At 69.8% G+C, this 10,821-nt stretch carries 13 protein-coding genes and 1 tRNA gene; 8 read left to right on the top strand and 6 right to left on the bottom strand.

From position 1 onward, the window contains the following. Nucleotides 1-69 precede the first annotated feature (69 nt). Nucleotides 70-579: a DUF3830 family protein gene (locus EEJ42_RS02690; RefSeq protein ID WP_123098428.1), complete on the bottom strand. Its 510-nt coding sequence runs from the start codon at nt 577-579 to the stop codon at nt 70-72. Between the two features lie 131 nt (nt 580-710). On the opposite strand from EEJ42_RS02690, the gene ehuB reads away from it, so the two are divergent. The 6 genes from ehuB to EEJ42_RS02660 all read left to right on the top strand — a co-directional run bounded on the left by ehuB (nt 711) and on the right by EEJ42_RS02660 (nt 4,962). Continuing rightward, nucleotides 711-1,625, top strand: coding sequence for an ectoine/hydroxyectoine ABC transporter substrate-binding protein EhuB (ehuB, locus tag EEJ42_RS02685; protein WP_123098425.1), 915 nt, complete (start codon nt 711-713; stop codon nt 1,623-1,625). Then, nucleotides 1,622-2,365, top strand: coding sequence for an ectoine/hydroxyectoine ABC transporter permease subunit EhuC (gene ehuC / locus EEJ42_RS02680; RefSeq protein WP_123098424.1), 744 nt, complete (start codon nt 1,622-1,624; stop codon nt 2,363-2,365). The genes ehuB and ehuC overlap by 4 nt, the downstream gene beginning before the upstream one ends. Further along, nucleotides 2,362-3,012 carry an ectoine/hydroxyectoine ABC transporter permease subunit EhuD gene (gene ehuD, locus EEJ42_RS02675; protein WP_123098423.1) on the top strand — a complete coding sequence of 217 codons (651 nt, stop codon included), beginning with the start codon at nt 2,362-2,364 and terminating at the stop codon, nt 3,010-3,012. Before ehuC ends, ehuD begins: the two co-directional genes overlap by 4 nt. A 22-nt stretch (nt 3,013-3,034) precedes the next feature. Then, nucleotides 3,035-3,805, top strand: coding sequence for an ectoine/hydroxyectoine ABC transporter ATP-binding protein EhuA (ehuA, locus tag EEJ42_RS02670; protein WP_123098422.1), 771 nt, complete (start codon nt 3,035-3,037; stop codon nt 3,803-3,805). Between the two features lie 204 nt (nt 3,806-4,009). Further along, entirely contained in the window at nt 4,010-4,771 is a 762-nt protein-coding gene (locus tag EEJ42_RS02665) for an IclR family transcriptional regulator domain-containing protein (protein ID WP_123098421.1), read from the top strand. A 114-nt stretch (nt 4,772-4,885) separates the two neighbouring features. After that, nucleotides 4,886-4,962, top strand: a tRNA-Lys gene (locus EEJ42_RS02660). A 51-nt stretch (nt 4,963-5,013) separates the two neighbouring features. Here EEJ42_RS02660 and EEJ42_RS02655 read toward each other — a convergent pair. Next, the gene (locus EEJ42_RS02655; RefSeq protein ID WP_123098420.1) at nt 5,014-5,232 is read right to left on the bottom strand and encodes a DUF2277 domain-containing protein; all 219 of its coding nucleotides are present in this window, start codon (nt 5,230-5,232) and stop codon (nt 5,014-5,016) included. 36 nt (nt 5,233-5,268) lie between these two features. Beyond that, nucleotides 5,269-5,931 carry an O-methyltransferase gene (locus EEJ42_RS02650; protein ID WP_123098419.1) on the bottom strand — a complete coding sequence of 221 codons (663 nt, stop codon included), beginning with the start codon at nt 5,929-5,931 and terminating at the stop codon, nt 5,269-5,271. Between the two features lie 84 nt (nt 5,932-6,015). Between EEJ42_RS02650 and EEJ42_RS02645 the strand changes: the two genes are divergently transcribed. After that, complete coding sequence (locus tag EEJ42_RS02645; RefSeq protein ID WP_123098427.1) at nt 6,016-6,648, top strand: TetR/AcrR family transcriptional regulator; 633 nt, start codon at nt 6,016-6,018, stop codon at nt 6,646-6,648. Here the strand turns inward: EEJ42_RS02645 and EEJ42_RS02640 are convergent. Then, a complete protein-coding gene (locus EEJ42_RS02640; protein WP_123098418.1) occupies nt 6,645-7,502 on the bottom strand; it encodes an alpha/beta fold hydrolase in 858 nt (285 codons plus the stop codon). The genes EEJ42_RS02645 and EEJ42_RS02640 overlap by 4 nt on opposite strands. A gap of 22 nt (nt 7,503-7,524) precedes the next feature. Further along, nucleotides 7,525-8,340: a 4'-phosphopantetheinyl transferase family protein gene (locus tag EEJ42_RS02635; RefSeq protein ID WP_246095986.1), complete on the bottom strand. Its 816-nt coding sequence runs from the start codon at nt 8,338-8,340 to the stop codon at nt 7,525-7,527. Between the two features lie 226 nt (nt 8,341-8,566). Here EEJ42_RS02635 and EEJ42_RS02630 point away from each other — a divergent pair, with 226 nt between their 5' ends. After that, entirely contained in the window at nt 8,567-9,478 is a 912-nt protein-coding gene (locus EEJ42_RS02630) for an alpha/beta hydrolase (RefSeq protein WP_184502905.1), read from the top strand. An 89-nt stretch (nt 9,479-9,567) separates the two neighbouring features. On the opposite strand, the gene EEJ42_RS02625 is transcribed toward EEJ42_RS02630, so the two are convergent. After that, nucleotides 9,568-10,821: ATP-binding protein (locus EEJ42_RS02625; RefSeq protein WP_123098416.1), on the bottom strand; the 1,254-nt coding region annotated here is incomplete at its 5' end.

Here is a 10,821-nt window from a genome sequence, read left to right as displayed (position 1 = left end):
CGGACCTGGGTCCAGCCGCCCGGGGTCGGGTTGCCGGGCCCGGACCGGCGGCCCCGGCCCGGCAAAGGCTCACGCCCGTCGGAAGCTCAGGGTTTCGCCCAGGGCGCCTGCGCGCCAGAGGTCTTGGCAGGCGTCGGCCATGCGGTCGAGGCCGTCGACGACCGAGCCCCAGACGATGCCCGGGACCCAGCCCGCGTCACCGTTGATGAGCAGGTTGTTCCGCTCGTAGAACAGCGCGAGGTCGACCACCTGGCGCTTGCCCTGGTGCTTGGCCTGGGCCTCGTAGCCGTAGGACTTCGTGCCGAGCTGGGTGTCGGAGAAGGTGAAGTAGCACAGGTCCCCGGGGATGGGGGTGATCGTGGGGTTCTCCAGCGGGGGCTCCTCGGGGGCGAAGGGTTCCAGCAGCGCGTAGATCTCGTTCCGCGCGTACTTGGCGTGGTACACGTCGCCCCCCAGCGGCAGCGCGTTCCAGACCGCCTCGCAGGTGATCGGCGCGCGGTCATCGAGGAGTTTCGCGGTACAGGTCACTCCGCGCTTGTCGAGCGAGACCTCGATGAACCGGTCGGCTCGGTCAACCATCGACATTCCTCCAGGTCGCTTCGGAACCAGTCCTTCACCAGTCCTTCCCCAGGGGGCATACCCAGCATCGTCTGTATCAAGGGCTGGAAACGACCTGCATATATTTCGTGGGTTCGGGTAGTCGCGCGCCCATGGCTCCACCACGTGGGAAAGACATCGATAGCAGAGCAAAAGGGGCATCCCGTCGATCGCTTCTGGTCGGCGGCGCGGCCCTTGGCCTGCTGGGCGCGGTCGGCTGTAGCCGGGTGTCCAGCACGGACGCCAGAGATGGGGGCAATCTGCTGGAGCGCCTGAGGGCGCAGGGGACGGTCCGACTGGGAATTGCGGGGGAGATCCCATTCGGGTATATCGACAAGAATGGCGACTTCACCGGTGAGGCGCCGGAGATCGCGAAGGTCATCTTCAAGCGGCTGGGGGTGGACAAGGTCCAGCCGGTGCCGACCGAGTTCGGCTCCCTGATTCCGGGACTCCGTTCGCAGCAGTTCGACGTGGTCTCCGCGGGGATGTACATCAATCCCGAACGCTGCGCCCAAGTGATCTTTTCCGATCCCGACTACCGCATGCGGGACGCGTTCATCGTCCGCAAGGGCAATCCGAAGAACCTGCACAATTACGACGACATCGTCAAGCACAAGGCCAAGATGGCGACCGGTACCGCGTATGCCCAGATCGATTACGCCGCGAACGCCGGGGTCAAGGAGAAGGACATGCTGATCCTCCCGGACCAGCTGGCCGGTCTCCTGGCGGTGGAGCAGGGCCGGGCCGATGTGTTCGCGGGCACGACGGTGACCGTGCACAACGTGGTCAAGCAGCGGAACAGCCGACGCGCCGAGGCGACCGAGCCGTTCCAGGCGATGCTCGACGGCAAGCCCGACATCGGGGCGGGCGGCTTCGCCTTCCGCCCGGAGGAGACCAAGCTCCGCGATGCCTTCAACGTCGAACTGCGCAAGATGAAGAAGAGCGGCGAGCTGCTCCGCATCGTGCGCCCCTTCGGCTTCGGCAAGGGCGAGATGACCGACCTGACCGCCAAGGAGCTGTGCAAATGACGGCCGGGCTGTGGGAACACTGGCTTCTTCCGGGTGTCTGGATCACCATCCAGCTGACCCTGTACTGCGCGGCCTTCGCCCTCGCCGTCGCCTTCGGCATCGGCATGGCGCGCACCTCGCGACTGCGGTTCGTCCGCTTCCTCACCGCCTGCTACGTGGAGATCTTCCGCGGTACGTCGGCCCTGGTGCTGATGTTCTGGCTGGCGTTCGTGATGCCGCTCGCCTTCGGCTGGCAACTCTTCCCGCTGTGGGCGGCGGTGCTGGCCATCGGGCTGAACTACGGGGCGTACGGCTCCGAGATCGTCCGCGGCTCGATCGCCTCCGTGGCGCCCGCGCAGCGCGAGGCGGCCATCGCGCTCAGCTTCACCCCGGCGCAGCGGATGCGGCGGGTGATCCTGCCGCAGGCGATCCCCGAGATGATCCCGCCGTTCAACAATCTGCTGATCGAGATCCTGAAGGCGACGGCCCTGGTCTCGGCCGTGAACGTCGCCGACATCACCTTCGCCGCCCAGCTGTCCCGGCTGGCGACGGGTGAGAGTGCGCAGATCTACACGATCATCCTGGTCCTGTACTTCGTGCTGGCGTTCATCCTGACCCGGCTGATGCGGCTGCTGGAGCGGCGGGCCAAGGCCAACATCGGCCAGGCTCCGCCCAAGGGCTCGCTGGTCACGCGCAAGCTGATCGGCAAGCAGGAGTCCGAGCAGTCGCGCAACATCGTCGTCGGAGGAGGTGCCCAGTGAAGTGGGACTGGGACGTGGCCAGGGACTTCCTCCCGCAGCTGGGCCACGGGCTGCTGATCACGCTGGAGGCCACCGCCCTCGGCTCCGTCCTGGCGTTCGCGCTGGGGCTGGTGTGGGCGATGGCGTTCCGCTCGCCGAGCCGCTTCGTGCGCTGGCCGGTGTCGGCGGTGACGGAGTTCATCCGCAACACCCCGCTGCTGGTGCAGCTGTTCTTCTTCTTCTACGTGCTGCCCACCTGGGACATCAAGTTCTCGGCGCTCACCACCGGTGTGATCGCGCTCGGGCTGCACTACTCGACGTACACCGCCGAGGTCTACCGGGCCGGTATCGACGGTGTGCCGGTGGGCCAGTGGGAGGCGGCCACCGCGCTCAGCCTCTCCCGGGGCCGCACCTGGCAGGCGGTGATCCTTCCCCAGGCGATCCGCCGCGTGGTGCCCGCCCTCGGCAACTACGTCATCGCGATGCTGAAGGACTCCCCGATGCTCGCGCTGATCGGCGTCGTCGACATGCTTCAGAAGGCGCGGGGCGAGGCCTCGTCGTCCTTCCACTACATCGAGCCGTTCACGATGGTCGGCATCGCCTTCATCCTCATCGCCTATCCGGCATCTCTTCTCATGCGAGCCCTGGAGCGTCGTCTTGGCCACTGAAACCGACCACACGAATCCTGCCGTGGACGGCAGTGAACTGATCCGCTTCGACAAGGTGACCAAGCGCTTCGGCAGCAATACCGTCCTGGACGACCTCGACTTCTCGGTGTCCTCCGGCAAGCACGTCACCCTCATCGGCCCGTCCGGCTCCGGCAAGACCACGATCCTGCGGCTGCTGATGACGCTGCTCAAGCCCGACGAGGGCACGATCAAGGTCGACGGTGCCTACCTCACCCACGAGGACAAGGGCGGCAAACTGGTCCCGGCGGGCGAGAAGCACACCCGCGAGGTGCGCAAGAAGATCGGCATGGTCTTCCAGCAGTTCAACCTCTTCCCCAACATGCGGGTGCTGCGGAACATCACCGAGGCCCCGGTGCACGTCCTGGGCCTGGACAAGGACGAGGCCGAGACCCGGGCGCGGGAGCTGCTCGACCTCGTCGGCCTCGGCGACAAGTGCGACATGTACCCGACGCAGCTGTCCGGCGGGCAGCAGCAGCGGGTGGCGATCGCCCGGGCGCTGGCGATGCGGCCGCAGGTGATGCTGCTGGACGAGGTGACGTCGGCGCTCGACCCGGAGCTGGTCGCCGGGGTACTGGACGTCCTGCGGGACATCGCCCACACGACGGACATCACCATGCTGTGCGTGACGCACGAGATGAACTTCGCGCGGGACATCTCCGACGACGTGCTGATGTTCGACGCGGGACGGGTCATCGAGTCCGGCCCGCCGGAGAAGATCTTCTCGGAGCCGGAGCACGAGCGGACCCGGGAGTTCCTGAGCGCCGTGCTGTAAACCGCGTACCGCAGCGCCACGAGGGGGCGATGTGGGCGGCTTGAGGATGGCACATGCCATCGCTCAACTTCCGCTCCATATCGCCCCCTTGGCGGCTATCGTGGTACGAAGCCGCCTCCTGCGGGGCCCTGTGGGCTACCCCGCACCCGTGACCCGCAGCGACGGCGTTGACGCAAGCGGTCACCACCTGCGAGAGGGGACGCCGTGGTGCTGGGGCCCGAGCCGATCGCACCGCTCCGCTCGGTGCGGCACGCCCTGCGCATCCTGGAGGTCGTCGCCCGGCACTCCGGCGGGGTGAGCCACGCCGGGATAGCCCGCGAGACCCGGTTGCCGAGCGACCGGCTCGTCGAGCTGCTGCGGATGCTGCGCCGCGAGGGGTACGTGGAGCAGATCGCCGACGGGGCGTACATCGGCGGCGCGTCCCTCACCCTGCTCGACACCGGGGTCCCGGGGCGCGGGCGGGCCGTCGAGGACAAACTACAGAAGTCGCTCGGCGCGCTCCGCGACTCGGTGGGCGCGGCGGTCTACTTCAGCCGCTACGTGGACGGCGAAGTCAAGATCACGCAGTATGCGGACGGCCCGCAGACGCCCAGGGTCAACGAATGGGTGGACTTCCGCGCCGCCGCCCATGCGATGGCCGTCGGAAAGTGCCTGCTCACCCAGCTCGACCACGACGGCCGCCGGGACCACCTCTCCCGCCACAAGACGGTGCGGCTCACCTCGCGGACGACGACCAGCGAGAAGGTGCTCTTCCGCAAGCTGGACAGCCAGCCGCCCACCGTGCCCGTGCTCGACCTCCAGGAATACGCGGTGGGCACGGTCTGCGCGGCCGTCCCCGTCACGGCGGGGCACACGGTCGGATGCCTGGCGCTGTCCCTCCCCCTGGAGCGCGCCCACCGGCTGCGTCAGGCCGCCTACCTGCTCAATCGCGAGGCGGCGCCGATGCTGCTCTCGCTGACCATCTGATCTTCGGGCCTTGATCGCTGATGTTGGTCAAAAGCACCCTCCCGGACCAGGTAGTATTTATGTNGTTGGTCAAAAGCACCCTCCCGGACCAGGTAGTATTTATGTCGTCAGCAGGCGCCGCTAGCTCAGTTGGTTAGAGCAGCTGACTCTTAATCAGCGGGTCCGGGGTTCGAGTCCCTGGCGGCGCACCACTGATCGACTGAATGGCCCGGTCGTTCTCGGTTTCGAGAGCGCCGGGCCATTCAGCTTGTGCGGCCGCCTCGTACCTCCAGCGTGCCCAGCAGCTCCCCGGTGGCGGCGGCGATCGCCTCGACCGCCTTGTCGAAGGCCGCGGCGTTGTGCGGAGCGGGTTGGCGGAAGCCGCTGATCTTGCGTACGTACTGGAGCGCGGCGGCGCGCATGTCCTCCTCGGTGACCGATTCGGCATACGGCGGGCGGAGCGTCTTGATGGATCTGCACATACCCACGACGGTACGCCGCGGGTCCGACAGCGCGGCTCAGAGGCGGCAGCTGATCTCCATGCCGTCCTCGATGGGGAACGTCACGCATCGGTAGCCGTTCGCGGGGTCGCGTACGTAGTCGAGATACGGCTTCAGCAGCCCCTCGCCCTGGTCGACGTCGTCGGCCACGACGAGGGCGCCGGGCCGCAGGCGCGGTTCGAGCTGCCGCAGCAGCGGTAGGCACAGGTCCTTCCAGCCGTCGAGCAGGACCAGCTCCAGCGGGCCTTCGAGATCGGCGAGGGTCTCCCGGGCGTCTCCTTCGAGCACGGTGATCAGGTCGTCAAGACCGGTCTCGGCGAAGGTGCGGCGGGCCGCGGCGATCTTCTCCTTGCTCATCTCGGTGGTGACCACGCGCCCGGTGCCGTTGTCCCGGACGGCGGCGGCCAGATGGAGCGTGGAGATCCCGAAGGACATGCCGAACTCGACCACCGTGGCCGGGCGGATGGCGCGGACCAGGTTGTAGAGCAGCTTCCCGCCCTCGGCGGATATCGGCATGTAGATCCCGGCCGCGGCATCGGCCAGCTCCTGCGGGGGCAGCGAATCGGCCGCCCCCGGCGGCAGCGCGGCACAGGCCGTGGCCCCGTCCTGCTCGGCGAGCGCGAACATCCGGCTGAGGGCGGTCTCGACCCGGGGGTCGGCAAGGGTGTCGGTGTGTGTCATGACGGCTAGAGTAGACGCGACGTTGAGTCTTGTCTAGGAAGGAAGGTGGCTCGTGGCGTGGATATGCTGTTCCGGGGAGGCGAGATGGCACGCGCGACACACACCGACCGGACGAGCGGCACCGGGCCGACGACGGCACCGCGCCACCACGGCAACCGGCACGGGCGCAGCGAACAGGCCCGGCTGGCCGTTCTGCACGCGGCCGACGACCTGCTCGTGGAGAAGGGCTTCGCGGGCGTCACGATGGAGGGCATCGCCACCCGGGCAGGGGTCGCCAAGCAGACCATCTACCGCTGGTGGAGCACCAAGACCGCCGTCCTCATGGACGCCTTCCTCCAGGACGCGGCCAAGGACCTCATCCAGCAGGACTCCGGTGATCTCGCCGCCGATCTGCGCGGCTATCTGCGCCAACTGGCCTGGTTCCTCAGCGCGTCCGACTCCGGCGCCGTCTTCCGGGCCCTGATCGCCCAGGCCCAGCACGATCCGGAGTTCGCCCGGGACTTCCGCGCCCGCTACCTGGACGAGCAGCGCCGCCGCGACCGCCTGCCGCTGGAACGGGCCGTGGAGCGGGGGCAGTTGCCGTCCGGGCTGGATCTGGCGGCCGAGATCGACCAGCTCATGGGCCCGGTCTACTACCGGGTGCTGGTGACCGACGAGCCGGTCGGCGAGGAGTTCACCGACCGGCTGGTCGACGCCTTCCTACGGCGCCACGGCTAGACCGCCGCGCCGCCCTCCAGCATGAAGGTGCGCATCAGCGAGGCCAGCCGGTGGGGCTGGTCCACCGGGATCAGGGTGTAGCTGTCGGGGATCTCCACATGGCGGCCCTGCGGCAGCAGGGCCGCGAGCCGGAGGCCGTGTTCCGGAGGCATCACGCGGTCCTCGGACGCCCACGCCACCAGTGCGGGCCGGTCGAAGGCGCGCAGCCGCTCGGCCCAGCGCAGCAGTTCCGCGGCGGGCGGCACGCCGAGCACGTACTTCCGCAGGTCGCGCCGGATTTCCGGGGAGGTCCACAGCGGCCGGAACCAGGCGTCCATCAGCTCCGGCGGCACCGGGCGTTTGGTCATCCAGCCCCAGGTCATCGGCAGCCGTCGCAGGGGGCGCAGCTTGAGCAGGGTGAACGCGGTGCGCAGACCGCCCGGGAGGCGGGCGGAGGTGTGCAGGTTCTTGCCCGGCAGGCCGGGCGGGAAGTTCTCGAACGCCTCGCACGAGGTGATGACCAGCCGTCCGATCCGCTCGTCGCGGCCGTCGGCGACGAGGGCCTGGGCGCCGCCCCAGTCGTTCATCGCGAGGGTGACGTCCGTGAGGTCCAGCCGCTCCAGGAACTCGGCGACCAGCCGGGCCACGCCGAGGACGGACAGATCGGCGTCGGGGCGCATGGGGCGGCGGTGGCCGCCCAGCGGCAGGGTGGGGACGATGCAGCGGACGCCGGGGCGGAGTCCGGCGACGACCTCGCGCCACAGCGAGCCGTCCATGGCGACGCCGTGCAGCAGGACGGCGACCGGCCCCTCACCCCCGGTGTCCTCGTACTCGATGGTGCCTGCGGAGAGTTCCACCTCGTCACGATGCGCCATATGCCCGAAGGTACCCGACCCGTCACCCCAGCCGAAGACCGGTGAACGTCACCACCGGGGCGGCGTCGGCGCGGACGGCGACGGCGGCGTGGTAGCCGGGCGGGGCGGGCAGGTCGGCGAGAGCCCAGCCGGGCGGGGTGGACACATCGTCGGGGACCGGGGCGCCGAGCTCCTCCGCGAGGCCCACGTAGTGGGTGCGGAGCCCGCCCGGCAGTCCGGTTCCGATGCCCTTCAGATACGCCTCCTTGCGCACCCAGCAGCTCATGAACGCCCGCTCCCGCAGCTCCTCGTCCGGCAGCGCGGCGATCGCCGCGCGCTCGCCGGGGTGCAACTGGCCGATCAGACCGTCGAGGCGGGCGCCGGTGCGCCGGGGGCTGCGCTCCTCGATGTCGGCGCCGACGGGCGCGCCGCCCGACACCGCGCACAGCGCGGCGTCCCCGGCGTGGGAGAGCGAGAACGCCAACGTGCCGTCACCGGCGACGGCGGGGCGGCCGTGCGGCTTGTCGCAGTCCGGCATGCCGCAGGTCTCGCGGGTGAACTCGATGTCCGCCGGGTCCGCCCCCAGATAGCCGCCGAGCACCGTCCGCAGGCCCACGTGCGAGGTGACGTAGCGCTCGCGCGCCGTCTCGTGCCGCATCCCCGCGGCCCGCTCGCGCTCGCCCGCGTCCAGCGTCCGGTCCGCGACCGCGGCGGCAGCGGCGGCGTGCGGCGGGAGGTGCAGCAGCCATACGGCGACCTCGCCGGGCCCGGGGCGGTCCTCCGGGCGGGGCGGTGCGGCGAGCGTGCCCCAGGGGCCGGCGGTCGGGGCGGGGTCGTCGGCCGGGCGTATGAGCGGCACTGTTCCGTTACCTCCGTTGGAGTTCATCCGTGTCCGCCGTCCGGCGTCCGTCCACCGACGACCGTACCCGCCCGCCGCACCGGCAACGCCCGTGCCGCGACGCGACGTTGCCGTACGGGAACGCCCGGTGACTTCGGACACGTTCGCTTCCCGGCCGACCCGGCCCCCGGGTGACACCACTACGATCGCGCACGACCGGGCACGATCTGTGATGGGGGTTTGCGACATGGCGACGGGATTCCTGACGAAGGCGGCCTCCGCGGCGACGCTCCCGGTGGCTCCGCTCTACGGCGCCTTCCTCTCGTACTTCATCTATCACCCGCCCCGGCGGCCGCATCACAAAAAGCCCGAAGACCTGGGCCTGACCAGCACCGATGTCCAGGTTCCACTGAACGGAAAGCCGCGCGGGCTGCATGTGTGGCTCTGTGAGGGCGATACGGAACGGGTGGTGGTGCTCGGCCACGGGCTGGGCTTGAGCAAGTCGGCGAGCCTGGCCCAGGCGGCGATGCTGAACCGGGCGGGCTACACGGTCGCCCTGTTCGACCACCGCAACCACGGCAAGAGCGTCTCGGACCCGGCGTGCTGGGGCATGAGCGACCGTCACACCGACGACGTGGTCGCGGTCATCAAGCATCTGCGCGCGATGGACGAGTACGCGGAGGCGCGCTTCGCCGTCTTCGGCTTCTCCATCTCCGCCTTCCCCTCCTTCTACCTGCTGGGGCGCGCGGCGGACTGCCCGGTCGACGCGGTGATCTGCGACAGCGGCCCAGCGCTCGAACTTGTCCCCCTGTTCCGCAACTTCGTGGCGGCCGACGGACTGCCCATCCCCGGCCCGCTGCGCACCGGGCTCTCCCGGAAGGCCCTGGAGACGGTCGCCGCGTCGTCGGCCCTGGCGATGCTGCGGGTGCAGTGGCCGCCGGCGGCGGAGGGGGCGTACGAGCGGACGCCGATGCTCTTCCTGGCCGGTGAGCGCGACACGATGATCCCGGCCGCGGGGGTGCGGGCGCTGGGCGAGCGCTATCCGCTGGCCGAGGTGCACACGCTGCCGGACACCGACCACCTCCAGGGCATCAAGACCCAGCCGGATGTGTACGCGGACACGGTGCTGGGCTTCCTGGAGCGGACGCTCAAGGACTAGACACCTCGGAACATCGGCAGGCCCCTCCCCCGCTGACGGGGTGGGGCCTGCCGATGAGTGGAGCGAGGCGGCACCAATCCTTGACCGCGTCAGTCCTTGATCTCGCAGATGACGGCGCCGGAGCTGACGGAGGCGCCGACGTCCGCGTTCAGGTTCTTCACGATCCCGGCGCGGTGGGCGTTGAGGGGTTGTTCCATCTTCATGGCTTCGAGGACGACGACGAGGTCGCCTTCGGCCACGGTGTCGCCCTCGGCGACGGCGACCTTGACGATGGTGCCCTGCATCGGGGAGGCCAGGGCATCGCCGGAGGCAGCGGAGCCGCCCTTCTTGACCGCCTTGCGCTTGGGCTTCTTCGACCCACCGGCCGCCGGGGCCGCGGCCACGCCGAGCGAGGCGGGCAGGGAGACCTCCAGCCGCTTCCCGCCGACCTCGACCACCACGATCTCGCGCCCGACGGCCTCTTCCTCGTCGGTGGCGGCCGGGGCGGCGGCGTAGGGGGCGATGGTGTTGGTGAACTCGGTCTCGATCCAGCGGGTGTGGACCGCGAACGGGTCACTGGTGAAAGCCGGATCGGCGACCACGGCCCGGTGGAACGGGATCGCGGTGGCCATGCCCTCGACCTGGAACTCCGCCAGGGCGCGGGCGGCGCGCTGGAGGGCCTGGGTGCGGGTGGCGCCGGTGACGATCAGCTTCGCCAGCAGCGAGTCCCACGCCGGGCCGATGACGCTGCCGGACTCCACCCCTGCGTCCAGCCGCACGCCCGGGCCGGACGGCGGGTCGAACACGGTCACCGTCCCCGGAGCCGGGAGGAAGTTGCGGCCCGGGTCCTCGCCGTTGATCCGGAACTCGAACGAGTGGCCCCGCAGCGGCGGATCGTCGTACCCGAGGGCCTCACCGTCCGCGATGCGGAACATCTCCCGCACCAGGTCGATGCCCGAGACCTCCTCCGTCACCGGGTGCTCCACCTGGAGGCGGGTGTTGACCTCCAGGAACGAGATCGTCCCGTCCGTCCCTACCAGGAACTCCACCGTCCCCGCGCCGACGTATCCGGCTTCCTTGAGGATGGCCTTGGAGGCGCGGTAGAGCTCGGCGTTCTGCTCCTCGGTCAGGAACGGCGCCGGGGCCTCCTCGACGAGTTTTTGGTGGCGTCGCTGGAGGGAGCAGTCACGGGTGGAGACCACGACCACGTTGCCGTGGGTGTCGGCCAGGCACTGGGTCTCCACATGGCGCGGCTTGTCCAGGTAGCGCTCGACGAAGCACTCGCCGCGGCCGAAGGCGGCGACGGCCTCGCGGACGGCCGAGTCGTACAGCTCGGGCACTTCCTCCATCGTGCGCGCGACCTT

The organism is Streptomyces botrytidirepellens (genome assembly GCF_003721215.1).
In the GTDB taxonomy this organism is placed as follows: Bacteria; Actinomycetota; Actinomycetes; order Streptomycetales; family Streptomycetaceae; genus Streptomyces; species Streptomyces himastatinicus.
This window is presented reverse-complemented; position numbering and strand designations above follow the sequence as displayed.

Excerpts from the sequence above, each read along its gene's own strand:
- EEJ42_RS02650 (WP_123098419.1), bottom strand. The coding sequence starts at position 5,931 with ATGACACACACCGACACCCTTGCCGACCCCCGGGTCGAGACCGCCCTC.
- ehuC (WP_123098424.1), top strand. The coding sequence starts at position 1,622 with ATGACGGCCGGGCTGTGGGAACACTGGCTTCTTCCGGGTGTCTGGATC.
- EEJ42_RS02630 (WP_184502905.1), top strand. The coding sequence starts at position 8,567 with ATGGCGACGGGATTCCTGACGAAGGCGGCCTCCGCGGCGACGCTCCCG.
- EEJ42_RS02690 (WP_123098428.1), bottom strand. The coding sequence starts at position 579 with ATGGTTGACCGAGCCGACCGGTTCATCGAGGTCTCGCTCGACAAGCGC.
- EEJ42_RS02645 (WP_123098427.1), top strand. The coding sequence starts at position 6,016 with ATGGCACGCGCGACACACACCGACCGGACGAGCGGCACCGGGCCGACG.
- EEJ42_RS02655 (WP_123098420.1), bottom strand. The coding sequence starts at position 5,232 with ATGTGCAGATCCATCAAGACGCTCCGCCCGCCGTATGCCGAATCGGTC.
- EEJ42_RS02640 (WP_123098418.1), bottom strand. The coding sequence starts at position 7,502 with ATGGCGCATCGTGACGAGGTGGAACTCTCCGCAGGCACCATCGAGTAC.
- ehuB (WP_123098425.1), top strand. The coding sequence starts at position 711 with ATGGCTCCACCACGTGGGAAAGACATCGATAGCAGAGCAAAAGGGGCA.